This window comes from Acinetobacter sp. 1130196 (assembly GCF_000588095.1).
Classification (GTDB): Bacteria; Pseudomonadota; Gammaproteobacteria; order Pseudomonadales; family Moraxellaceae; genus Acinetobacter; species Acinetobacter nosocomialis.
Window position 1 is genome coordinate 1 of sequence record NZ_JFWX01000048.1, and the last position, 25,258, is coordinate 25,258.

25 protein-coding genes and 1 pseudogene are annotated in these 25,258 nt (G+C 38.7%); 14 read left to right on the plus strand and 12 right to left on the minus strand.

Annotation, left to right across the window (positions count from 1 at the left end; translation table 11 throughout):
* Together J671_RS21435 and J671_RS21440 are read left to right on the plus strand one after the other, a co-directional pair.
* The coding region (locus J671_RS21435) for a transposase (RefSeq protein WP_031983380.1) at window positions 1-279 on the plus strand (279 nt) is incomplete at its 5' end.
* Window positions 280-506: 227 nt separating this feature from the next.
* Entirely contained in the window at window positions 507-2,699 is a 2,193-nt protein-coding gene (locus J671_RS21440) for a TonB-dependent receptor (RefSeq protein ID WP_031983381.1), read from the plus strand.
* Window positions 2,700-2,747: 48 nt separating this feature from the next.
* Here the strand turns inward: J671_RS21440 and pyrE are convergent, their stop codons facing one another.
* Window positions 2,748-3,398 carry an orotate phosphoribosyltransferase gene (pyrE, locus tag J671_RS21445; RefSeq protein WP_031983382.1) on the minus strand — a complete coding sequence of 217 codons (651 nt, stop codon included), beginning with the start codon at window positions 3,396-3,398 and terminating at the stop codon, window positions 2,748-2,750.
* Window positions 3,399-3,436: 38 nt separating this feature from the next.
* Between pyrE and J671_RS21450 the strand changes: the two genes are divergently transcribed.
* Complete coding sequence (locus J671_RS21450; RefSeq protein WP_006582457.1) at window positions 3,437-4,261, plus strand: exodeoxyribonuclease III; 825 nt, start codon at window positions 3,437-3,439, stop codon at window positions 4,259-4,261.
* A gap of 456 nt (window positions 4,262-4,717) precedes the next feature.
* Window positions 4,718-5,068, plus strand: coding sequence for an arsenate reductase (locus tag J671_RS21455; protein WP_031983384.1), 351 nt, complete (start codon window positions 4,718-4,720; stop codon window positions 5,066-5,068).
* Window positions 5,069-5,106: 38 nt separating this feature from the next.
* Here J671_RS21455 and J671_RS21460 read toward each other — a convergent pair whose 3' ends face one another.
* Window positions 5,107-5,544: a DUF2147 domain-containing protein gene (locus J671_RS21460; protein WP_002053814.1), complete on the minus strand. Its 438-nt coding sequence runs from the start codon at window positions 5,542-5,544 to the stop codon at window positions 5,107-5,109.
* A 149-nt stretch (window positions 5,545-5,693) separates the two neighbouring features.
* Between J671_RS21460 and J671_RS21465 the strand changes: the two genes are divergently transcribed.
* A complete protein-coding gene (locus tag J671_RS21465) occupies window positions 5,694-6,605 on the plus strand; it encodes an alpha/beta hydrolase (RefSeq protein ID WP_002053915.1) in 912 nt (303 codons plus the stop codon).
* Between the two features lie 178 nt (window positions 6,606-6,783).
* Window positions 6,784-7,977: a GGDEF domain-containing protein gene (locus J671_RS21470; protein WP_031983385.1), complete on the plus strand. Its 1,194-nt coding sequence runs from the start codon at window positions 6,784-6,786 to the stop codon at window positions 7,975-7,977.
* Here the strand turns inward: J671_RS21470 and dsbD are convergent, their stop codons facing one another.
* From dsbD to J671_RS21490, 4 genes are all read right to left on the minus strand, one after another.
* Complete coding sequence (gene dsbD, locus J671_RS21475) at window positions 7,978-9,786, minus strand: protein-disulfide reductase DsbD (protein WP_031983386.1); 1,809 nt, start codon at window positions 9,784-9,786, stop codon at window positions 7,978-7,980.
* Between the two features lie 18 nt (window positions 9,787-9,804).
* Window positions 9,805-10,572, minus strand: a complete 768-nt coding sequence (locus tag J671_RS21480) for a transporter (RefSeq protein ID WP_002053755.1) — start codon at window positions 10,570-10,572, stop codon at window positions 9,805-9,807.
* A gap of 12 nt (window positions 10,573-10,584) precedes the next feature.
* Window positions 10,585-11,130, minus strand: coding sequence for an ankyrin repeat domain-containing protein (locus J671_RS21485; RefSeq protein ID WP_004711466.1), 546 nt, complete (start codon window positions 11,128-11,130; stop codon window positions 10,585-10,587).
* A 158-nt stretch (window positions 11,131-11,288) separates the two neighbouring features.
* Complete coding sequence (locus J671_RS21490) at window positions 11,289-11,639, minus strand: HPF/RaiA family ribosome-associated protein (protein ID WP_002053923.1); 351 nt, start codon at window positions 11,637-11,639, stop codon at window positions 11,289-11,291.
* A 252-nt stretch (window positions 11,640-11,891) separates the two neighbouring features.
* Here J671_RS21490 and puuE point away from each other — a divergent pair, with 252 nt between their 5' ends.
* From puuE to J671_RS21515, 5 genes are all read left to right on the plus strand, one after another.
* Window positions 11,892-12,857, plus strand: a complete 966-nt coding sequence (gene puuE, locus J671_RS21495; protein ID WP_031983388.1) for an allantoinase PuuE — start codon at window positions 11,892-11,894, stop codon at window positions 12,855-12,857.
* A 99-nt stretch (window positions 12,858-12,956) separates the two neighbouring features.
* Window positions 12,957-13,460, plus strand: coding sequence for a 2-oxo-4-hydroxy-4-carboxy-5-ureidoimidazoline decarboxylase (gene uraD / locus J671_RS21500; RefSeq protein ID WP_006582453.1), 504 nt, complete (start codon window positions 12,957-12,959; stop codon window positions 13,458-13,460).
* Entirely contained in the window at window positions 13,457-13,780 is a 324-nt protein-coding gene (uraH, locus tag J671_RS21505) for a hydroxyisourate hydrolase (RefSeq protein WP_031983391.1), read from the plus strand. The genes uraD and uraH overlap by 4 nt, the downstream gene beginning before the upstream one ends.
* A gap of 24 nt (window positions 13,781-13,804) precedes the next feature.
* Window positions 13,805-15,172: a nucleobase:cation symporter-2 family protein gene (locus tag J671_RS21510; RefSeq protein ID WP_004711456.1), complete on the plus strand. Its 1,368-nt coding sequence runs from the start codon at window positions 13,805-13,807 to the stop codon at window positions 15,170-15,172.
* A 121-nt stretch (window positions 15,173-15,293) separates the two neighbouring features.
* Window positions 15,294-16,019, plus strand: coding sequence for an outer membrane protein OmpK (locus J671_RS21515; RefSeq protein ID WP_002053945.1), 726 nt, complete (start codon window positions 15,294-15,296; stop codon window positions 16,017-16,019).
* Between the two features lie 55 nt (window positions 16,020-16,074).
* Here the strand turns inward: J671_RS21515 and hpxO are convergent, their stop codons facing one another.
* Window positions 16,075-17,232: an FAD-dependent urate hydroxylase HpxO gene (hpxO, locus tag J671_RS21520; protein WP_031983392.1), complete on the minus strand. Its 1,158-nt coding sequence runs from the start codon at window positions 17,230-17,232 to the stop codon at window positions 16,075-16,077.
* Between the two features lie 199 nt (window positions 17,233-17,431).
* On the opposite strand from hpxO, the gene alc reads away from it, so the two are divergent.
* The gene (gene alc / locus J671_RS21525) at window positions 17,432-18,442 is read left to right on the plus strand and encodes an allantoicase (protein WP_031983393.1); all 1,011 of its coding nucleotides are present in this window, start codon (window positions 17,432-17,434) and stop codon (window positions 18,440-18,442) included.
* Window positions 18,439-18,942, plus strand: coding sequence for an ureidoglycolate lyase (locus J671_RS21530; protein ID WP_031983394.1), 504 nt, complete (start codon window positions 18,439-18,441; stop codon window positions 18,940-18,942). The genes alc and J671_RS21530 overlap by 4 nt, the downstream gene beginning before the upstream one ends.
* Window positions 18,943-19,062: 120 nt before the next feature.
* Here J671_RS21530 and parE read toward each other — a convergent pair whose 3' ends face one another.
* Together parE and J671_RS21540 are read right to left on the minus strand one after the other, a co-directional pair.
* On the minus strand, window positions 19,063-20,946 hold the full coding sequence (gene parE, locus J671_RS21535) for a DNA topoisomerase IV subunit B (RefSeq protein ID WP_031983396.1): 1,884 nt from the start codon (window positions 20,944-20,946) through the stop codon (window positions 19,063-19,065).
* A gap of 14 nt (window positions 20,947-20,960) precedes the next feature.
* A complete protein-coding gene (locus J671_RS21540; RefSeq protein WP_031983398.1) occupies window positions 20,961-21,542 on the minus strand; it encodes a YqiA/YcfP family alpha/beta fold hydrolase in 582 nt (193 codons plus the stop codon).
* A gap of 211 nt (window positions 21,543-21,753) precedes the next feature.
* Between J671_RS21540 and J671_RS21545 the strand changes: the two genes are divergently transcribed.
* Entirely contained in the window at window positions 21,754-23,097 is a 1,344-nt protein-coding gene (locus J671_RS21545; RefSeq protein WP_002054038.1) for an alpha/beta fold hydrolase, read from the plus strand.
* A gap of 67 nt (window positions 23,098-23,164) precedes the next feature.
* On the opposite strand, the gene J671_RS21550 is transcribed toward J671_RS21545, so the two are convergent.
* The 3 genes and pseudogenes from J671_RS21550 to J671_RS0105000 all read right to left on the minus strand — a co-directional run.
* Window positions 23,165-23,521 carry a DUF5991 domain-containing protein gene (locus tag J671_RS21550; protein ID WP_031983400.1) on the minus strand — a complete coding sequence of 119 codons (357 nt, stop codon included), beginning with the start codon at window positions 23,519-23,521 and terminating at the stop codon, window positions 23,165-23,167.
* Between the two features lie 164 nt (window positions 23,522-23,685).
* Entirely contained in the window at window positions 23,686-24,414 is a 729-nt protein-coding gene (locus tag J671_RS21555) for an RND transporter (protein WP_031983401.1), read from the minus strand.
* Between the two features lie 346 nt (window positions 24,415-24,760).
* Window positions 24,761-25,258: pseudogene (locus tag J671_RS0105000) on the minus strand (IS30-like element ISAba125 family transposase); the annotation flags it as partial.

Below are 25,258 nucleotides of genomic sequence, written 5' to 3' on the forward strand. Positions count from 1 at the left end.
AGAAAGAATGCCAAGCCCTGGAAAGATTCTAAAATAAGTTCAATAGAACGAAATGAGTTACTTCAAACGGTTAAACATTTAGGCAGAACCCTATGGAAAAAATGGTCGGGTTATCACCGTCGTAGTTTGGTGGAAACCAAGATGCATTGCATCAAATTATTAGGTGATAGGCTGACGGCAAGACATTTTCAAAGTCAGGTCAATGAAATTCATGCGCGTGTGGCAGTTCTGAATAGATTTACGGAATTAGGTAGACCTCGCACCCAAGTTGTGTCTTAAATTTGAATGGATTGGGGAGAACTCAGCTTTTGAATGTTTATGCAACAAAGCCAAATAAAACTAATCATTTCAATCAAGCAATTATTCATCACATAAATTATTTTTTTAAAATCAACAATTAAAAATCTATCACGATAATTTTATAAGCAATAGTTCTTTTATTCTAAACAATTAAATGATTATAATTATCATTTATACTTTTATTTTTGTTAATTGACTTTATTTTTATGTTAAAAATTTCTATATCATCTCCCCAAATTAAAAGTTCGTTCCCACTTAGCCTACTCAGTTTAATGATCTTGAATATTCAAGGTGCCTACGCAGAGGAATTAGCGGACTCATCTTCAAAAGTTGCAGCAGTCATGCCAACTATAAAAATTGAAGCGATGAGTGAACTCGATCCCATCAAAAGTTATATCGACTATGACAAAGCCAATGTCACACGTAATGGTTTAGACAAAAAAGATATTCCGCAAACTATTGATACTATTGATGTTCAAAAATATAAAATTTATGGATCAAATGACTTAAGCGTCATGCTGCAAGGTACACCAGGCGTATCAACCAGTTACGATATGCGCGGCGATGGGATCACGATTCGTGGTTTTGGTGCAGACACAGGCGATATTTACCGCGATGGTATACGTGAAAGTGGACAAGTACGCCGCAGTACAGCCAATATCGAACGTATTGAAATTTTAAAAGGCCCTGCTTCGGTTTTGTATGGTCGTAGCGCTGGTGGTGGGGTTGTAAATATGGTGAGTAAGTTTGCCAATTTTGACTCTAAAAGTTCAGTTGGCGCATATGCGGGTTCATACGATAATTACGGAACAACAGCTGACATCAACCAAGTACTTAACGACAATTTAGCAGTACGTTTGACTGGAGAATATGGCGAGGCAGGCAGCTTCCGCTCAGGTATTAAAAATAAAATTGAGATGCTCTCTCCAAGCTTTACCTATAAAAATGACGATGGAACACTCACTTGGACCACACAATATACCTATGACAAATTAGGTCGAGTTCCTGACCGTGGGCCAACGCGTGAAAATCTACCTGCAGGTACATCCATCAAAACAGGATTTGCCCAAGATGGCGATTATGTTGATGATATTTTGCAAGTGGTCCGCACCGATGTAAATTATGAATATGCACCTGACTGGAACTTCCACTGGGCAGCGAGTTACCGTCAAGCAGAACAGAACTTTGACCACTTTTATTTTGGGACTTATTGTGGGTTAGATGGCAAAGATTTAAAAGGCAAAACCTGTACAACAAAAAAAGGCTATATCAATCAAATTTACTATTGGCAACAAACTAGCAATAAGACCACAACCAATACCTTTGATATTAAGGGCAAATTCAAAACAGGCTCGCTTGAGCACCAAATTATGGTCGGTACAGACTGGACCTATGAGCAACGAGAACCACGTCTAGCCAATAAGACTCAAAACGGTTCAGCCATTTATGGTTACGTTAATCCGCTCACTGGTGAACGTGAATATAGTCGTGGCAATGGCCCTCTTTTAATTAGCCAACATAACTACAATGAAGGTACCACTTATGGTGTATTTGTTCAGGATTTAATTGGTCTAAATGACCAACTTAAACTCATGATGGGCCTACGTTATGATTACTTTGACTTTTCAACTACTAATAAACTTAATAATGATCATCGTAATGTAAAAGACAGCAGTTTTAGTCCAAATGTGGGTTTAGTCTGGCAACCCGTTCCAGAACATAGCTTTTATACGTCTTACTCTAAGAGTTTTGCACCATTTGGCGGACAAATGGGTGTTAACCAAGTTACTGGGAGCACCGATGTCACAAAAATGGATAAAGAGCCTCAATATAACGAGCAATACGAAGTGGGTGTAAAAAGTGAATGGTTAGATAATCGGTTAAATACTCAATTTTCTGTCTTTGATATTCGTAAAAATAATATTCGCTATAAACCAAACCCAGACAGTGAGCCAGATGTATGGGCAACTGCAGGACAGCATCAATCTCGTGGTCTCGAATTTAGCTTTATTGGGCGTGTACTTGACAATGTCTTTGTTCGCGGTGGGTATGGCTACACAGATGCAAAAGTAAAAGAAGACAAGCAAAATCCTGAACGTGAAGGCAACTATTTAGCAAACACATCTAAGAACACAGGTAATTTATTTGTTCGTTATTTACCAACCGAGCAGTGGTATACCGAAGTGGGCGTGACCTATGTCGGTTCTTATTATCCAAATATTAATAATCAAGTAAAAATGGAAGGCTTCAATCGTGTCGATGCAGCAATTGGCTATAGTGCCGACCCGTGGAATGTCACACTTGCGGTAAATAACCTAACCAATAAAGAGTACTGGCGTTCAGACAGCATGCCAGGCACACCACGTAATGTGTTATTGCGTTTAAATTATCAGTTTTAAATAAGTATTAAAAAAGCATACCCCTATTTAGGGGTATGCTTTTTGTTTTTAGATACCGTATTTTTCGCGATAAGCTTGCATATTAGCTAGCGCTTCTGTTTCGCCTTTCGCTTCTAAATAATCCATTAAATCTTTCATGGTAATCAGTGCGTGTACAGGAATTTCTAATTCTTTTTGAACTTCTTGAATTGCAGAAAGTTCACCTTGGCCACGCTCCTGACGATCTAGCGCAACCAAAACACCCGCAATAGTTGCACCGGCATTTTTCAAAATCGTTACCACTTCGCGAATCGCTGTACCTGCGGTAATCACGTCATCAATAATCCAGACTTTTTTACCTTCAACCGCAGCACCAACTAAAACACCACCTTCGCCATGATCTTTCGCTTCTTTACGGTTAAAACCCCATGGCACGCTCTTGTTATGTGTTTGCGACAAAGCAACAGCAGTCGCAGCTACAAATGGAATACCTTTGTAAGCTGGGCCAAAAATCACATCAACATTTTCGCATTGTGTTAATTTATCAGCGTAGCCTTGCGCTAAAAGAGATAAAGCTTCACCATCGTTGAGTAGGCCTGCATTAAAAAAATAAGGACTCACGCGTCCAGATTTTAAAGTAAACTCACCAAATTTAAGCACACCGCGTGATAATGCGAGTTCGATAAATGCTTGCGGGTGAAATGACACAGGCGTTGTCATGAGGTGCTCCAAATTCACAATTGAGGTTAAATTTTCGCATGATACCAAAGGATCAGTATCCAAGTGATGTAAAAATTCTTCGAGTCGTTTCCATTAACGTAAATGGCTTACGTTCTTCAGTGACGAAAGGCTTACTTGAATGGTTAGAACAATCCGATGCCGATGTCGTATGCATGCAGGAAAGCCGCATTACCCATGAACAATGGACTGAAAAGTTTAGACCCGAGGGATGGCATACCCATCTCTTTCCAGCAGAGCGTGCAGGCTATGCAGGTACTGCAATTTATAGCCGCTTACCCTTTGTCTCTATTAAAGATGGTTTAGGGTTTGAATTGGCCGATAGTCAAGGCCGCTTCATTTCTGCCGAATTCGATTTAGGTTTGTCACATCCCGTACATATTGCATCATTATACTTACCTTCAGGCTCAAGTGGTGAAGAAGCGCAAGCACGTAAAGATTTATTTTTAGGTGAATATGCCAAAATCTTGAAACAATGGCGTGATGAGAATAAGTCCATCATTATTTGTGGCGATTACAACATCGTTCATAAACGGATTGATATTAAAAACTGGTCGGGCAATCAGAAATCATCTGGCTGTTTACCACATGAGCGTGCTTGGCTTGACCACATTTATGATGAACTTGGCTATGTAGACACCTTTCGTGTGGTAAGAACAGAAGCCGAATTGTACTCATGGTGGTCAAATCGCGGACAAGCTCGTGCGAAAAACGTAGGGTGGCGTATTGACTACCAAGCATGTTCACCAGACTGGAAAGCACGCACAGTAAATGCATGGGTTTATAAAGATCAATGGTTTAGCGATCATGCTCCAGTTATTATCGACTATAAAATTCAAGATTAAGTGAACAAGTGTTCACTTACATTGTCGTTTTTGCTTACAACACATGTCGTTTTTGAGTATTTTTCTTACACACGTTTAACGGCATTATAGCCCCACGGCACAGGGAAGCAGTCAGGATGACGCAAAAGGATAGGACGCCGTAGGAAGATAAAATAAACTTAAGATAAGTTTATTTGCAAGGATGTGACAATGGACGTTGAAATGAGACCCGCATGATCAGGATGATTAAATGCGGGTTTTCTCTTTTCTATCTCTTATTTTTTGCGCTAAGTTCTTTTAGTTTTCTAGATTCTTCTTATTGAGTTCATTATTACCTTGTCTTATGACAATAACATGACATTCTTTATTGTTTTAATCATTATTTTTCATTTGTTTTAAAAGTATCGGTATAAAGTAGTGCCCAAATGCATTTTGGGTTAGGCTGTGTGTTCTTTCTTTTTGACATGGTCCGATAAAATGTTAAAAATTTATGGTATTAAAAACTGTAATTCAATGAAAAAAGCATTTGATGCCTTACAAGCAAAAGGTTTGAGTTACGAATTTCACGATTATAAAAAACAAGGAATTGATGCCGATACCTTGAAAATCTGGTTAAAAGAAATTGGACAAGATACCGTTCTCAACAAGAAAGGTACTACGTGGAAAAAACTATCTGAAGATGAACAAACTCGTGCTTTAAGTAGCGAAGATCATCTTATTGAAGCGCTAATTGCTCAGCCAAGCTTAATCAAGCGTCCAGTTCTACAGACCTCTAAAGGTTTTCTGGTCGGTTTTGATGAAACTGCCTATCAAAACTTAAATGAATAAAAAAACGAGCCAAATGGCTCGTTTTTTTATTCACAGATTTAGTTGGCACGAATCCACGTTTGGTTACGGCCCAATGCTGAAACACCAATATAGCCGCGTAATTTAAGCTTTTTACCACCCTCAGCCAACTCACCTTTTAATTTGTAAGTTTTGCCAGATTTAGGGTCTAAAATTGTACCGTTTTCATAACTGGTACCACCTACATTTTTTAGATTATGTACAATGGTCACACCTTTAAGCGGTTTGTTTTTATACGGACCTTCACATTTTGTACAAGAGTTTTCTTCACCTGGTGTCAAAATGCTTTGAATGGTTGCAGTTAAGGTTCCATCCTTCTGTTCCGTAAACTTTACTACGGCTTTGGGCTTATTGGTTTGGTCATCAATCGTTTTCCATACCGTTCCGTTTAGTGGGTCAGCCGCATTGGCAAATGCAGCCATACCAACAAGTCCTAAAGCTAAAGCAATCTTTTTCATTTTTGTAATATCCTTGGGTCTTTCAAGACTTCAGTATTCAAAACTCGCAACGATATTGCAATTTTTGAATGTGACTGTTTCGTGTAACCTTGTAACCTTGAAAAATAAAATTTATAGGGAAACAAGTTATTAACATAAGCGGATACTATATGAATATACCAAACGTTTTAAAATATTATTTAACAGAAACATTTCTTAAAACAGCAATTCGCAAACCAAGTCAGTTGAATTTACCTCCAACTGCTTTACGCCCTATGCTTGAACAACTTTGCCGAGCATTTCCAAAACAAAAAAATGTAACTGTTCGTCCGATTCGGCTTGCTGGTGTAAAAGGTGAGGAAATTAAAGCTCAGGATTCAGCAACCCAGCTTATTTTTCATATTCACGGCGGCGCTTTTTTTCTGGGTAGTGTAAAAACCCATCATGCATTTATGACGGATTTAGCTGCCCGCACCCAAATGCAAATCATTCATGTGGACTATCCACTTGCTCCGGAACATCCATATCCTGAAGCGATTGAAGCATTATATGACGTATATCAATCATTATTAGTTCAAGGTATTCAGCCCAAAGATATTATTTTATCGGGCGATTCATGCGGGGCTAATTTAGCTTTGGCACTTTGCTTGCGTTTAAAAGAACAACCCGAACTCATGCCAAGCGGTCTAATTTTATTGTCACCTTTCTTAGATTTGACCTTAACCAGTGAATCTTTAAGATTTAACCAAAAACATGATGCATTGCTTTCTCTTGAAGCCCTGCAAATAGGTATTCAACATTATATTGGCAACCATATTGCAGCAGATGACCCACGTGTTTCGCCTATTTTTGATAACTTAGAAGGTTTGCCACCGACTTTAGTACAGGTGGGTTCTAAAGAAATTTTATTAGACGATGCAAAACGCTTTAGAGAAAAAGCTGAAGAAGCAGGTGTCAAAGTACATTTTAAACTTTATACAGGCATGTGGCATAACTTCCAGATGTTTAATGCTTGGTTCGACGAAGCAAAACATGCGATGGCAGATATTGCCGAATTTGCTCATGAACTTGATAAAACTTAATTAAAATGAATGAAGTGATGAGCTTGAAATACCTCTCACTTCATCTTATTTATAAAAACTTTAATCTTAAGGTTTAATGAGTGAATCATGGTATGTTTAGGTTATGAATCATTCAAACTCCCCCATTTTAGGATGATCTGAAGAAGAGATATCACTATTTAGGAGTTCCTTTATTATTATGAAAATTCGTTTAATCACTCATCCTATAAATAAAATAAAACAGGTGATTCTCGAATTCATCCATAACAATCATATTATTAATTGGACCCCGTTACAAAAAAGTGCACTGATGCTGACCCTCGCCTGTGCAATGAATTTCAGTTGGATTTTATGGAAAGGCTATATCTTAATAACGCCTAGTGTCTGGCAATGGTCAAATTTACCTTTAGTCGAATCACAGCTCTGGCTCAACTTATTGACCTTATTTTTATTAGCCTTGCTGATTATTCCGTGTTACCGCTATAAAGACCAAGACTGGGCTCAAAAAATTGTTCCTCTTATTAGCGTGCAAGCCTTTATGCTCATGCTGTGTCACGATGGTTATTTAATAGGAAGTATCAGCCCAGCCACAATGGTCGGTTATGTAGGTACGATTGGCGTAGGTTTAGTTTTATTTGAAAGAAAAATTGTTTATAGCGCTTTTATACCAGCAACAATTATTTTAGCCGTGTGTACTTATTTAAGTATGAATGGGGTTATACCCTACGCTCCACTATTTAACTTCACGGCTATCCGACATGCTCAAACCAATCCATTTTGGTTAGGGAGTATGCTGTTTTTTATTATGCCGATTTTAGTGGCGTGCTTTATTTTATTTGAAATTCTACTAACTCAATGGCGCCAAAGAGAAACTTATATTCAACGCTTAAGCCAGATCGACCCATTAACTAATGTATTAAATAGACGCAGTTTAAATGCGCATCTTGAAACACTGCACGAACAACAATTCGATTATGCTTTAGTCCTTCTCGACATAGACCATTTTAAAAAAATTAATGATGTATATGGACATCATCAGGGCGATCAGGTCCTGATTAAAATTGCTCAATGTCTTTCTGAAAATTTACGTAATGAAGACATCATTGGTCGATTTGGTGGAGAAGAATTTATTTTATTACTCCCTCATACCGACATTATTCAAGCGGAAAAAATTGCGGAACGTTGCCGACTTGCCTTACAAGGGTTATCTATTTTCAATAATCAGAATATTCAGATTCATGTGAGTGCAAGCTTTGGAATTAGCAGCTCTGCTTTTGCAAACGATCCCTACTTTGTGATTCGACAGGCCGATGAGGCACTTTATGCGGTAAAAGCTTCAGGGCGTAATCAAGTCCGCACTTTTCAACAAATACCACATATAAAATCAATTTGACTATTTAGCTTTCGATAAGCTTGCAAGCTGTTGCAAAAGCTCTTGCTGACTAAAGGCACCTGTTAAACGCAAAGAACGAATTTCTTGTTGTTGCTTATTTAAAAAGAGATACGTTGGTGGCCCAAGAATATTCCACTGCTTGAGTAGAGCTTCATGTGACTGATCATAATGGCTTAAATCAAGCTTAATGAGATAGTAAGGCGCAAGAGCTGACTGAACTTCTGGTGCTTTTAAAATACGATGTTCAATAGGCTGACAAGCCACACACCAGTCTGCATAGACATCAACGACAATAGCCCGATCAGCAGGCGCTGCTGCTAAAATTTTCTGAAAGTCTGCGGCTGTAGTTGCAACATGCCATTCAGTCATATGGTCAGAACTTTGCAAACTTCGATTTTGAAAATGCTGATACTGGTTATAAGCAACAAATGGTGTTACCAATAAAAGTAGTAAGGCATATAGCCACTGTAACTGCCCTTTTTTCCAAAAGAACTGATACAGCGCATAAATAATAAAAGCCAGCCCTAACAATAAACTAAGCACTTGCATGCCCCAATCTGGCAATAAAGGGCGAATAAAATAAAGACTTAATCCTAACATCAGAAAAGCAAAAATTACTTTAATCTGATGCATCCAGTCACCTGCTTTAGGTAAGAACTTTGCACCTAAAACACTGGCAATGAGTAAAGGAATTCCCATCCCAAAACCTAGACAGAATAAAAGCAAAGCACCTTGCCATTGGTTCTGGGTTTGAGAAATAAATAATAAGGTTCCAGCTAAAGGTGCAGTCATACATGGACCAACCAAGAGCGCAGAAACTACGCCCATGCCCCCGGCACCAACCAAAGTACCCCCTTGTTGCATAGACTGAATACGATCAAGCCGATTTAACCACGTTTGCGGTAAACGAAGCTCAAACAGTCCAAATAGATTCAGCGCAAAAACTACAAACAGTAAACTAAACGCGATAAGCGTAGCAGGCTGTTGTAACCAGCGTTGGAAATTTAACCCTGCTGAAGAAGCAATTAAACCTAGACCTGCATAAACCAATGCCATACTACACACAAAGGTAAGCGCAATGGTCCAAGCCTTTAAACCCTTATGTTCTCGAATAATCAATGAGGTTAAAATTGGCAACATTGGTAAAGAACATGGCGTAAATGCAAGCAGCATGCCTAAACCTAAAAACAATAAAACACCATACCAAAGTGAGTGTTCAATTAATTTAGCTGACCAAATCTGGTCTTGTGCAATTTGGGGAGCAGCCGCTTCAGCTTTATTTTCTGAACTTGTCGGATCTTCTAAAGGTTCTTGAGATACTGGTTTATTTGCCAAATCTAATAAGCGTTTCTGTGCTGTTCCTGCTTGATTTTGTACACCAACCAGACCATCTGCATCGGTTTGAAACTCAATAGTTTGTGGTGGATAACAAATACGGTCTTTGGCACAGCCTTGCCAAGTTACAGTGTAGTGCTCTGAAGGTTTAGTCTTAATCTGGAAGTTGACTTGATGGTAATAAACCTGACTTTGCCCATAGTTCTCATCATATTGAGAAACGGCTTTAGGCAAATTTAAAGCTAAAGGTTGATTACCCTGCTGGACAGTAAATTTATGCTGATACAAATAATAATTTGGCTGAATCTGCCACGATAACTTTGCGGTATGCGATTGTGGCGATTCAACCGAAAATGAAAAAGCCTGTTCGGGTGAAAGTAGCTTATCTTCTGCAAAAACAAACTGGCTCAATACAAAACTAGCAGCTGCTAGAAAATAAATAATTCCCTGAGAAATAAGCTTTTTCATTAACATCAATTCAAGTTGGTTTTATCAAAATAAGAATGCCATGCCCAAGCCACCATGGTAGCCTTTATCTTGACCCTCTAAATCGACACCTACACTTGCATCAAGTTGAGTACGTTTATTAACTGCATACACTAAGCCTGTACCTAAACCATATTGGTAGTCTTGGCTTTCAGCTTTACGGTAAACAAATTCAGAATAGCCAGAAAGTTTGCCAGCAATTTTATAATTGATTGTTGGAATGGCTGTTACAGCCCAGTTGCTGTTTTGCACTTCGTAACGCATCGTAATTGCAGTATTGATTAAATCATTATACTGATAAGCCACTGCTGAACTTAAACTATAAATATCGTCATGTTCAGTAAACTCATCATTACCCGTTGCAATAAGCGCTTGAGCCAAGACAGCCATTGTTAAATTTTCATCATTTAAATCAATCGCTTTTTTTAAGCCGATGCTTACATCACCTAAACCAGAGGTATCTGTCTTTTTACCAGCGCGCTTGGTTTGAGTCCAACCTGGACCTTGCCAACCCAATTGTAATTCTAAGTCTTTCGCCAAACCTGTACGGAATAACATATCGCCATGTACAGTTACGGTTTTTTCTTTCACGCCATCAACAGTTGCTTCTGTATAAGTTGCACTTGGCAAACCTTGTTCCCAAGCTAACTGCCCCACTGGAGTGATACCTGTCCCGAAGCCCGAACCTGGACGGTCAAACGAGAACTCTGCGGCAAAACTACTTCCTGCGGCAACAGTGGTCAGAGCAAAAGTTAAAATTTGAAATGTTCTCATTCTATATTCCAATCAAGTAGTTAGTTCTTTTGACATTTTTGCTCCATGATGGCGCAATAACTCTAGTGTTTCACGCTCTTCTTGAAGCGCTTCTGACCAATCTATTTCATCAAAATCACAATCAAAGAACAACTGACTGATTGAAGATAAAATGGTGAGTCCTTCTTCATCACGTGTGTTTGGATCAACTTTTTCATCAAGTAAACGTTGAACCGCTGGTGCGCATGCCGAACTTGCTGCATCCCATAGTGGACCATAAAATTCTTCTGCATCCCAAAGATGAACATTTGCCTTTGCCTGAATTAAGGCTTCAAGGATATCGAGATAAACTTGTAATGCTTGATCTTTTTCTTCTTTTGATAAGGGAGTGCCTGCTTCATACGCTTCCGAAACATCTTCCCACCATTTAAAAATTCCATCACAAATAATTGATACAGGTGGCCCTTGTTCCGGATCAATGAAATTCGGATCAAGCCCCTCAGCAAGTAATTTTTGTACTTGCGTAAGTTCTAATTCTTCTATGGCTTTAATTAAAGCCTGCTGCTGGGTGGTTAACATGACCATCTCTCAAAAATATATTAGGGCTATTATGCCTAATCTCTGATGAAGATTTTAGAGGTCAATGCTATTGCATTGCAAACCAAAAGTTGTGAAGAGTTTTTATCCGTCTTTTTTATTTTTCATAAAAAAAGCCCCGAAGGGCTTTTTAGCAATTTTTAAACTTCATCATCAATGAATTCTGGCTGACCACCTCTCGGGTGTTCCTTTTTCTCAAAAGTATGTTCAAGGCTACGTTTTAGTTTTTCAATCGCACCGTGAATTGAGGCATCAATATTTCCTGCTTTATGGTGCACTGCCACTGGTTTCAAGCCAGCAGGACGTGCTTCGATCATACAGTGGATATCTTTATCGCCACCTTTGTCCCCATTTTCATCACTAAAATGAACCGAGAAATGTGTAATACGTTCGCTATGACGTTGGAATTCTTGAGTAAGTTCTGCACGTACATAAGTAATTAAACGTTCACTATTATGGATGTTTTTATCTGTGCGGATTTCAATATTCATAAATACCATCCTCTCTTTCTTACTGTGGATCTTTTCTATGCAAAACTTTTTTATGTTGGCATGTTTTAAGCATGCATGAACTGACTTTAATTGTACATTTTGATGGTGTAATGGTTTGTTATCTCCTGACTTAAACGTACTGCTTTTAATTTATTTTGAAGATCTTCATACCTTCAATATCAGTCCATCTATAAAAATATGCAAGCTGATTTTTTAAATTTTTATGAAAAATTGAACAAACGGAGAGCAATTGTGACCGAATCTTATCTATCTGGAGCAGAACTCATTGAGCAGATTCAAAAGTCTCCTTATTCACGTGATTTAATCGGTTATCACGGACAGCCTCCAGAGGTGAAATGGCCCAACAATGCTAAGATTGCCGTGCAATTTGTGTTGAATTATGAAGAAGGTGGCGAAAAGCATATTGAACACGGCGACGCAGGTTCGGAGCATTTTTTATCAGAAATTATCGGTGCTGCAAGCTATCCAGCTAAGCATATGTCGATGGACTCTATGTACGAATATGGTTCACGTGCTGGTTTTTGGCGCATCCATAGTGAGTTCCAACGGCGCAAGCTTCCAATGACTATCTTCGGCGTTGCCATGGCGCTGGCCCGTAACCCTTATATTGTCGAAGCAATTAAAGAAGCTGATTATGATGTCGTTTCTCATGGCTACCGCTGGCTTCACTATCAAGATACCGACATTGAAGTCGAAAAACAGCACATGGAACAAGCCTTATCAGTTTTAGAAAACTTGTTTGGAAATAAGACTATAGGTTGGTATACTGGACGTGATAGTCCTAATACCCGTCATTTACTCGCAGAGTTTCCACAAATACAATACGACTCTGATTATTATGGTGATGACCTGCCTTTTTGGACCACACTGACCGATACGGCTGGGGCATCACGTCCTCATCTCATTATTCCTTATACGCTCGAATGTAACGACATGAAATTCTGCTCACCGGGCGGATTTAATAGCTCAGAGCAGTTTTTCCAATATTTAAAAGATAGTTTTGATGTGCTGTATGCAGAAGGAGAAACTGCACCAAAAATGATGTCTATTGGAATGCACTGCCGTATTTTAGGGCGTCCGGGTCGCTTTAAAGCCTTACAAAGATTCCTCGACTATATTCAAATGCACGATCGTGTCTGGGTGTGTCGTCGTCAGGATATTGCAAAATATTGGTTTAAAAATCACATAACTCGTTAGTTGGTTATTAATTTTCCAAATTCATTAGAGAAAGATTAACCACTCTTGGCACTGTTATTGCTAAAACTCTATATCATGATAACGAGTTTAGGAATAACAGTGTTTTTAGCCGAGTTTAATCAAGCCCCATCCGAGCAACTCAAGACTCTGTTAAACAACTGCGTCCATATTCCTGCTTGGGCCGAAAAAATTATTTCAGAACGTCCCTACTCTTCAACATCAGTTCTTTTAGGGTATGCAGAACAATTAAGCCACACATGGTCATGGCAAGAAATTCAGGCCGCTTTAGCAACCCATCCAAAAATTGGGGAACGACAGGCAAAAAAACAACTCAATGCAAAAGAGCAAGATTTTTCAGTTAAAGAACAAGCTGGTATCTCGTTGGATGAGCAAACACAACAAGCTCTGCTGCAAGGTAATCTTGAGTATGAACAGAAGTTTGGTTTTATTTTTTTAATTAAAGCAGCCGGCCTCAGTAGCGAAGATATTTTAAAAAAACTCCATCAACGTCTTCAAAACAACTTAGCTATAGAAAAAGTCATTGTACATGAGCAACTCGCAGCAATTGCTCTATTACGTCTATCACAGGAAGTACAAACATGATCAGCACTCATATTTTAGATACGAATTTAGGTAAACCGGCTGCACAGGTCGAAGTGAAATTGTTTCATGCAGCAACTCACGAACTAATTGCGACCGCAACCACTAATCAAGATGGGCGAGTGAGTGATTTTGAAATAAACGACTTGAGTGAAGGTGCTTATCAACTTGAATTTGAAGTTGCCCCTTATTTTGCCTCGCAAGAAGTCAAAACTTTTTTCCCGCGTGTTTGTATTCAATTTTTTATAGAAGACATCAATCAGCATTATCACATTCCATTACTAATCAGCCCCTTCGCCTACTCCACTTATCGCGGCAGCTAATTCAAATATAAATAGGAGAAAAATATGAATCATCGACAAAAGAATGCGATTTCTCCAGAGCATGAGTATTTAGGAATTTCGAAAAGTTTTGCTTATGGCTTACAGCATGTACTCACCATGTATGGCGGCATTGTAGCACCGCCACTTATTATTGGAATGGCAGCTGGTTTAAGCTCGGCACAAGTCGGAATGCTCATTGCAGCAGCGCTATTTGTAGGCGGATTGGCAACTCTCATACAAACCATGGGAACAAAATATCTAGGCGCAAAACTACCTTTAGTTCAGGGGGTGTCTTTTGCAGGTGTGGCGACCATGGTTGCCATTATCACCACAGGCGGTGGTCTACCTGCAGTTTACGGGGCAGTCATTGTAGCCTCTCTAGTTGGGCTTTGCCTTGCGCCCTACTTTTCAAAAATCATTCGTTTTTTCCCACCTGTTGTAACCGGATGCGTCATCACGATTATTGGGCTATCTCTATTACCTGTTGCAATTCGTTGGATGATGGGTGGTAACGAGAAAGCACCCAACTGGGGAAGTGTAGAAAATATTTCTTTGGCACTACTGACCTTAGGTATTGTGATTATTCTGAATATGCTACCTCAAGCCGGTATTCGTCGCTTATCCATATTATTGGCGATCATGGCTGGTAGTATATTGGCCTACTTCATGGGTTTTGGTGATTTTAGTCACGTGAGCTCAGGTGCATGGCTGCAATTCCCTCATCTATTTGCATTTGGTTTACCGACTTTTGAGCTCAGTGCGATCTTATCGATGCTGATTGTTACCTTAGTAATTATGACAGAAACCACTGCTGACATTATTGCGGTCGGAGACATTGTAGGAACTGAAGTCGATTCAAAACGCATCGCCAACGGTGTACGTGCAGATATGTTTTCAAGCGCTATTGCACCTATTTTTGGTTCATTCATGCAAAGTGCTTTTGCCCAAAATGTTGGACTGGTGGCAATTACAGGTATCAAAAGCCGCTTTGTCGTGGCAGCAGGCGGTGTCATTCTCATCATTTTAGGTCTATTACCTGTTATGGGTCGCCTTATTGCAGCAATTCCTATGCCTGTACTTGGTGGTGCAGGTCTGGTCTTGTTTGGATCAGTTGCAGCGAGCGGAATCCGTACTTTGGCAAAAATTAATTATAACGATCAGAAAAATTTGATTATTGTCGCGACTGCTTTATCAGCAGGGATGATTCCTATTATTAACCATGAATTCTATGCTCACTTTCCAGTTTGGGTACAAACTTTGTTCCATTCGGGTATTAGTTCAACTTGTATCTTTGCTATCTTATTGAATTTGTTATTTAATCATTTACCTTCATTTCGTAGCTCATCTGCCCCTCAATTGAGCCAAACCATAAATACACGAAATACACATTAATGAATTCGTTTTTAGCGCCCCACTTCGGTGGGCTTTTTTTTAACCGTTGATCAAATTTGGCTTCATTTTTGCTTAAGACCCTGTATCCTTAGCGTGCTTTATTTGGGGGGAGATCATTTAAATGCAATTAAAGCAACTTGCGGCTACTTGTGCCTTGTTATCTGCAACAGCCATGGTTCAGGCAAAACCAATTTGGCAAGATTTTAGCGTGACTGGTCTTTATGGTGAAAACTATGAAGTTGTAGACGCAAAAGAAACCACCATCACTTTGGAATATGCAGCAAAAGTTAAATATGCTGATGTGTTCTTCTTCATGGACCGTATGCGCGGTGAAGATGATCATAAAAGTACATATTTTGAGTTATCACCACGTTTAAGCTTAGGTGAAATATCTGGCAAAAAATTGGCTTATGGCCCAATTAAAGATGTGCTCATTAGTACCACTTGGGAAAGTAATAGCGAAAACGGCAACAATTTCGATAACTTCTTATATGGTTTTGCTGTTGATTTAGATATTCCATATTTTAAATATGCGAATTTAAACTTCTACCGTGCAAACAACGAGAAAACTGATGACGATTATCAAATGACATTCGTCTATGGAATTCCATTTAATATTGCATCTGAAGAATTTTTGGTTGATGGTTTCCTAGATTGGTCAACTGCTGAAGGTGACCATGCCAGTGAGCTGAACTGGACAACTCAATGGAAATGGAATGTAGGTAAACACATTTCTCCTGACACACGCCTGTACCTTGGTATTGAGCACTCTGTGTGGAATAATAAATTTGGTCTACAAGGCCGAGACGAAAATAACGTCAGTGCTTTGGTTAAATACCACTTCTAAAATTTTTTATTTAGAATCATAAAACAGCAAGGAAAAATTCCTTGCTGTTTTTGTTTTAGTCGAGTGGATTACCGACAATATTACTAATAATACCCTGTATAATATGTCCGCCTTGTTCACGGCGTAATTCTGCATACCAAGCTTGGGTAACAGTTTCATCTTTCATATGGGTTACATCACAACGTTTGCGTGCACGAAGCACCAATTCATTGGCACGTTCATTACGTTTGTTTTGATAGCGGCGTAAAGCATCTTCTAGTCCCAAAGTATTAATTTGCAAAGAGCGCGCTAAATAAATCGCATCTTCCATGGCTTGGCAGCCACCTTGCCCAATATCAGGTGTGGTGCTATGAGCGGCATCACCTAAAATCACCACGCGACCTTTATAAAATTGGGTAAACGGTTCAATATCATGTATTTCTACCCGATTGGTCTTTTGCGGGTCTAAGCGTTCAATGAGCTGCTGTACAGGCTGGCACCAATCAGCAAAATATTGTTTTAAAAGTTTTTTATATTCATCCCGATTATTCTCTAAGCCTGCTGGCAAAGGTACATCTAAAAAGAAATAAAAACGTCCATCCGCAACTGGCATCAGAGATGCACGTTTACCCTCTCCTACATAAGTCGTCCATTGCTGAGCTGGCGCTAAATCTTCGGATATTTCAACCAGACCATTCCAGTTCACATAACCTGCATAACGGCGCTGTACCTGCTGACCTAAGACATAGGCACGAGTCATTGAATGCGTACCATCAGCCCCAATCAGTAAGTCGGCTTGTGTTGAACTACCATCTGCAAAATGCACTTCGACATAATCAGCTTTATCCTCAAGGCTTACCATTTTTTTGCCTAAATAAATCTGATCTCGACCAAACTCATCCATCAGCATATTTTGTAAATCGGCACGTGCGACTGGATAAGGGCGTTGTCCCACTTCTTCAATTAATGGCCGTAAACTGAATTGTGTCATCACGTCTCCAGTTAAACCATCTACATAGGCCAAGTCATCCATTTGCCCACCAAGTTTGGCGATTTTCTCGGTTAATCCCAGATAATTTAGACATTTCACACCATTCGACCACAGCGAAATTGCAGCGCCGACCGGAAGAATCTTTTCAGTTTGCTCAAAAATACGAACTTGGTGACCAAATTTCTTTAATGCAATGCCTGTGGTTAGACCTCCCATTCCCGCACCAATAATCACCACATTCATAACACGCTCCTATAGATATTCACCTATAGGGTGCTTATGCTAAAAACATGCCATCGTTCAAAATTTATTGAGCTTTTCCACCAAACTGGCATGCACCATGCTTATATATTTAAGTATAGAACTGGTCTCAACACGCTCAGTGTGAGTGCAGTTTTAAATGAAAAATCATGTTTTTAACAAGAAATACGGATACTCCATTATGGCAACATTGCACGCTCCAGCTTTTGAACTTCCTGAGATTTTGAATACTAAAACTAATTTGGCGGATGCCCGAATTGGTGCACAAGTGATTGAGTGTTCAGATGATTTCTTTGCAGAAGCAAAACGTATGCTGCAATTTGAAGCACCTATTTTTGTTGAAGATAAATTCGATGATAACGGCAAATGGATGGACGGTTGGGAGACCCGCCGTAAGCGTCATGCAGGCTATGACTGGTGTATTGTGAAGCTAGGAGTGAGTGGAAAAATCAGTGCACTTGATATCGACACCACGTTTTTCACAGGAAATTATCCTGCATCTGCCTCATTGGAAGCATGTTATGCACCAAATGGTGACCTTACAGGGGCAAAATGGCAGAGTATTTTGGAAAATACCGAGCTAGGGCCGAGTCAACATCATATTTTTATGGTCAATAATGATGCAATTTTCACGCATATACGCCTCAATATTTTCCCAGATGGTGGTGTCGCCCGTTTACGCGTTTATGGTGATGTTCATATTCAGGTGTCTGATACAGAGCAAACACTCGATTTATTGGCTCTTGAAAATGGCGGTCGCGTAATTGCCTATAGCGATGCGCATTTTGGACATCCACGTAATTTGATTAACCCCGGTCGTGGTGTCAACATGGGCGACGGCTGGGAAACCAAACGCCGCCGTGCACCCGGTTATGACTGGTGTATTCTTGCGTTGGGTAAAAGCGGAAAAATTGAAAAGCTTGAAATTGATACGGCGCACTTTAAAGGCAATTTCCCTGCCCAAGTATCTATTCAAGCGGTTTACCTTGAAAATGCAACCGATGCACAGTTAATTCCACAAAGTATGTTCTGGTCTTATTTACTTGAAGCTCAACCAATGCAAATGGATCATATTCATGAGTATGTGAATGAGATTTTACAACATGAAAAAATCTCGCATATTCGTATTAACATGATTCCAGACGGTGGTATTAGTCGTGTTCGTTTATGGGGAAAAATTGCGAAGTCATGATCATAAATACTGTTCAAATTCAGCCCTTGACCATTGAGAACTTTCAGCCCTTCGGAGAAGTTATTTGTTGTGATGGGCATGATTTTTTTCATATTAATGATGCCCACACCGAACGCTACCATGCGCTCGTTGAAACTGAAATTGAGGGTGAAGCAAAAGCAGGGATCAGTATTTTCCGTAACATCAAGGCCAGTGTCTTGCCTATGGAAATTTCCATGCTAGAGCGACATCCGAAAGGTTCTCAAGCATTTATTCCATTACAGCAACAAAAGTTTTTAATTATTGTCGCACCCGCTTTAGATGAAAATACTCCCGATATTTCCAAGCTCTGTGCTTTCATCTCGAATGGTAAGCAAAGTATTAATTATCGGGCAGGCACATGGCATCACCCTTTGCTTACCTTTGAGGCACCCAGTGATTTTGTAGTAGTAGATCGGATTGGAGGTGGTGCAAATTGCGATGTTTTTCAATTTCCACAACCTATAAAAATTAGGTTTTAAATAAAGAATAATTTATACAGACTTGTCTGTTTACGTCTAATTATTTAAATACTGCATACTATTGTGTAATTAAAATAAAAAATCCCCGCCTATTGTGCGGGGAGATTTTTTAATTCTTCTTTAAACCGTGATATCAGCTAAGTTACCCTTTTGCTCAAGCCACTGCTTACGGTCTGCTGCACGTTTTTTCGCAAGGAGTTTGTCGAGTAAACCTGCTGTTAAATGTGCATCATCTAGATCAAGCTGAACCAAACGACGAGTGTTTGGATCCATGGTTGTTTCACGTAGTTGAATTGCATTCATCTCGCCCAATCCTTTAAATCGGGTAATTTGCGGATTCTTATTACCTTTAACATTTTTTAAAATGGTTTCAAGCTCTTCATCATCTAGCGCGTAATGAACATCTTTACCAATGTCGATACGGAACAATGGCGGCATTGCTACAAATAAATGACCTTCTTCAACCAATGCTGGAAAGTGTTTAACGAATAAAGCACAAAGCAGAGTCGCAATGTGCAGACCGTCTGAGTCGGCATCGGCCAAAATACAGATTTTGCCATAGCGCAGTTCTGACAAATCATCACTGCCAGGGTCTACACCAATGGCAATCGCAATGTCGTGAACTTCCTGAGAAGCAAGTACTTCATCAGAAGAAACCTCCCATGTATTTAAGATTTTTCCACGAATTGGCATGATAGCCTGAAAGTTCTTGTCGCGCGCCTGTTTGGCACTACCACCAGCCGAATCACCCTCGACAATAAATAACTCACTTTCTTCGCGTGTTTGGCCCACGCAGTCTGCCAATTTACCCGGTAAAGCCGGACCAGAAACAATCTTTTTACGCTCAACTTTTTTCGCAGCTTTTAAACGTCGACCTGCTTTAGAAATTGCCATTTCGGCAAGTTGCATAGCAATTTCAGCATGTTGGTTGAGCCAGAGCGCAAACGCATCCTTAGCAATATTTAAAACAATATTGGCGGCTTCACGACTCGAAAGACGCTCTTTAGTTTGACCAGAAAATTGTGGCTCTTGGAACTTGAGCGATAAAATGTAATTCACGCCATCCCAAACATCTTCAGCCGAAAGTTTAAGATTACGTGGTAATAAATTACGTAACTCACAGAATTCACGTAGCGCTTCGGTCACCCCTGAACGCAAACCGTTCACATGAGTACCACCTTGTGCAGTTGGAATCAGGTTGACATAACTTTCTTGAACCTGTTCGCCACCCTCTACATTCCAGCAAATCGCAAACTCACACGCGGCACGGTCTGCTTGCCCACTGCTTACAAATGCAGGGTTTGGCAAAATTTCACGATCTTGTAATTCATCCATCAAATAATCGACAAGGCCATTTTCAAATTGCCATTCGATTTTTTCATCATTAATTTGATCGATATAAGTAATTTTTAAACCAGCTGCTAAAACAGCTTTGGCTTTTAAATTATGTTTAAGTGCTTTTAAAGCAAATTTTGGACTATCAAAATATTTAGCTTCAGGCCAGAAACGTACCGTAGTTCCTGTCGCACGTTTTGGTGCTTTACCTTCTAACACCGCTAAAGGAGCAACAGGTTCACCTTGCTCAAATGCCATCTGGTATAAATTACCCTGACGCTGAACCTCTACCTCAACACGTGTAGATAAAGCGTTTACAACCGAAATCCCCACACCATGCAAACCACCTGAAAACTGATAGTTATCGGTACTGAATTTACCGCCAGCATGGAGCTTGGTCAGAATGATTTCGATACCACTTTGGCCATATTCAGGGTGAATATCGACTGGCATACCACGGCCGTTATCTTCAACAGATAATGAACCATCTTTATAAACTGTGACACATATTTTGTCGGCATGACCAGCTAATGCTTCATCAACAGCATTATCAATAACTTCTTGGGCTAAATGGTTAGGTCGAGTCGTATCGGTATACATCCCCGGACGACGACGAACAGGGTCTAAACCAGAAAGGACTTCAAGCGATTGAGCCGTATATTGTGTCACGTTGTACGTTTTCCTTATTTGATGGTGTGCGCAAAGAATTCGATCACTAAAGGTAATTTTTCTTCAAAATCTTCCATGGCATGATTGCCATGAGCATCCGTCAAAATCAATGAGGATGGTGTTGCAACACTATAATAGCGTTGTGCTTGACGATAATCCAAAATTTCGTCGCCTTGTTGCAATAAGACGAGTATTTTGTCAGCATTTTCAGGTTGTTTCAGTTCCAGTTGTTCTAACTGTCGTAACTGAACATGATCAATTGACCATTGATCATTCACCTTATAAGGCATGCTTTCAACTTGGAAGAGCTCATCAAACAACTTCCATGGTTGCATAGCAGGGTTAATCAGTACAGCCGGAACATTATATTTCGCGACAAAATATGTCGCAAAAAACCCACCAAGGCTACTGCCGACTAAAGCCACATCTTGTAAAGACTCTATTAGCTCTGAAACTTGCGCTACGACCTGATCTGGAGATCTATTTAAATCTGGCAAATGTACATTTATGTCCAATTCGCTACAATATTGCTTAAGGCTCAGCCCTTTAGTCGAAGAAGAGCTGCTATTAAAGCCATGGAGGTAGATAATATTCATATATTTCCCTCTTAAATTGAGAATAAACTCACATTTTTGTTCTCAGTTTGTATATAAAAACACTATTGTCAGACAAGAAAAACGACTCAACTTACCATTCATCAGTATTTTAAAAACATGTGTTATTTAAACTACTAAGATGGAAACGTTAGCTGCCGTTCATAAAAAGTACAGCTTAAAACGTCGGTTATAACGTAAATGGGGAAAAGATATGCCGAGCTTAACACCGTTACATGAAACTTATTGTAAATGGGATCGTACGCCACCGAGTCAGGCCGACGTACTAGAAGGTTTAGCTCAACTGTTCAGCACCAGCTTAAATGGTGTACATGAATTAATACAAGTCATTAATATTGAAGTGTTAAAAAATGCTTTTGGTATTAGTGCCCAAAATGCGAATAATTTCCAAAAACGCCCTTCTGTGCAAAAGGTATATCAGTTTTCTTATGGTGCCTTACAAAAGTATGGGCGTTATTTTTTAGCACCCGGTTTACGTCGTATTATTGAAAAATTCCCGACCCTTCATGAAAAGCCATTAACACCAAGTCTTCATTTTTTGGTGGGCATTTTAAATGGTATTTTCGGAGACTATTTACTTAAACAACATAGTCCCCTTGCCTTGCCAATGGTGCTATACGACCACTACGGTGCAATCCAACAAGGCGAACTTGCAGGCCGTATCGTAATTTTAGTTCATGGTTTGTGTATGAACCATCTGACTTGGTCAAATGCACACTATGGCGGCATTGGTGAGCGTCTGTTAGCACAGCGTGACCACAACACTATGCTGTATTTAAACTACAACACAGGTCGCCGCATTTCAGCCAATGGCCGCAGTTTTTCAAATTTATTAGAAGATTTGGTACAACGTAATCCAAGAATTACCAGTATTGATATCATTGGTCATAGTATGGGTGGCTTAGTTTCCCGTAGCGCGCTATTTTACGGCAAACAGAATATGTACCAATGGATTCATATGGTCGAGAACCTTGTCTGTATTGGTTCTCCCCACCATGGTGCAGTACTTGAGCGCTTTGGCTTTGCTATACAAGATAAGCTCGGGGCATTCCCATTTGTTGGGTTACTGGGTCAACTGGTTAATATCCGTAGTAATGGTATTTTAGACCTACGCCACGGTAGCGTTCGTGACGATGACTGGGAATATATGGATGCCCGTATTGGCATGATGGATGACAACCGTGCTCCAGCTCCTCTACCTTCCCATATCAATACCTTTTTAGTGGCAGGAACACTCGAGTTTGAAAAGGTACGTAATAAAGCGCTTACCGTGATTGGCGACTATTTGGTGAGTGTGAAAAGTGCACTTGGCGAACATCCAAATCCACGTTTTCAGCTTAAAGTTCCAGACTCACATAAAGCCGTGTTTTATGGTTTAAATCACTTTGAAATTCAGTATCACTCGAGTGTTGCTGAACAGATTACTCGCTGGCTATATCCTCATGTGAATGATTATGTGCAAGACGGTATTCAAACCCATATTATTGATATGCCGAACTATACGCTTGAAGATTTGGAAGGGATTGTAGAGACATAAAAAAAGCCCAACTTTTGTTGGGCTTTTTATAGAGTCTGAAATATTTTAAAAAAGAGTTTTATAACTATTATTTATCTTTAAAAAATAAGTTATCTTTATTATCTAAAACTTCATCAGAATAAAGATAGTATTTTCCTTTCTTAAAGACTACTTTTCCTAACTTTTCACCACTTTGAACTTTAAAGAAATATAGCTCGTTATTTTTCTCTTTCACTTTGCATATATAAGATTTATCAACCTGGAAGCCAGCAATAGAATACTCACACTTTTTTGGTGTGAGTGTTAAAACAGATTCTATCGTCGCAACATTACCACCCGGCAACTCTTCTGAACTATAATAATGATAAGTACCATTCCACTTATCTGTATTTGCAAATGTCTTAGCAGAAAGAGTCAGCAATAATAAAAAACAAGTTTTTTTCATTTGGTTAATTTACAAACAATCAAGTTAAATTATCATAATAAAGATAAAATATTTTATAAATCAACTATTAAAAACCAAAATTTTTAAAATTAATTCTTATCGTTATTATCATATCGAATTAACAAAAGATAGTATAGAATCAATTAAGCTCAAATGTTGAGCTTCTATTTTATTTGATGAATTTGCATAAAACCTTCATTACACTCTAAAGTTGAACCTTTTAAATTCTCACATTTAATTTTATTATCTTTTGTTAATCTAAATTTAAAACCGTCATTAACTTTATAGCCTGGTTTAAATTCTTTTGACATCACCTTCCAAACAGCAGGATTGTTTTGAACATATATAGAATTTATAGTATAAATATTTAAAGAATCATCCACAGTAATTTTCTTTATATAATTTTGATCAAGAAAATTATAATCATACTGACCTTTTTTATTTGGCAAAACACTTGTATCCATTAGTTTAACAACAGCAATTTCTTTTGCTTTTTTATTAAAAATATAAAATTTCTTTATGATATAAAAATCACCTCTTAATACATTTCCCGTATATTCTACGAAACCAATAAAATTATCATCTGAAAAATATGGTGAAATAATATATCGATTCAAACCATATATTTTATTCTGATCCAAATTATATAAATTATTTCCTTTCCTCAAAATAATACTATAAGAATGAGCATTTTCATCACTAGAATTAAAAGAATATTCTTTAGTTAGAATTTCGTAATCTTCATCTATTTTTACAGATTGGCCAAGTTCATTAATACTTTTATATCCTTGAGAAATAATACTATTTGAATCATCATATAAAATAATATTTTTTGCCTGAGTAAGGTTTGGTATTAATAAAGCTAATATTAAAAATAATTTACTTCTAGACATCCAATATACTCAATTTATCAACATAACATTATTAAATTTAAATCAATTATTTATTCAAGCTTATAGTTACGAATTCATATAAAGCAATGTTTTTTAGTTTAAAGTATTCTTAAATTCAGTACCACTTAATTTTTCTAAAAAATACTTGTTAGCAGTTTCCTCATCTACATGATTATGTGCAAGAAGGTATTCAAACTCATAATTGATGAATGGAACTATACACTCAAAGATTTGGAAGGGATTGTAGAGACGTAAAAGAAGCCCAATTTTTGTTAGGCTTCTTTAATTAACTAGCTTTTGTAGAAGAAAGAAAATATTTTTAAATTTCAACCTTCCAAGGGCGAATTCAAACATGAGGTGCGACAGTTTCAAAAGCCATATGATAATCAACAAGCTGAGCAAATTTCTCTAATGGTGTAAGCCAATCTAACGCCTTTCTAGGACGAGTATTCAGTGACATGGCAACTTGATTTAAATAATGCTGATCTGCCTGATTTAAATCAATCCCTTTAGGTAAATATTGCCTAATTAAACCATTCATATTTTCGCATGTGCCTTTTTGCCAAGGTGAATGTGGGTCACAGAAATATACATCTATGCCTAAATCTTCTTCGAGTATTTTATGTTCTGACATCTCGCGTCCACGGTCATAGGTCAACGTTTTACGCAGTTCTGCAGGTAAATATTTCAGAGCTTCAGTTAAAGCCTTGCGCACTGATTCTGCCTTTGCATCAGGTAATGTTGCCAAGATACAGAGCCGTGTATTTCGTTCAATAAGTGTTGCTATCGAACTTTTATTGTCTTTACCTTTAATTAAATCAGCTTCCCAATGACCCGGTATTTT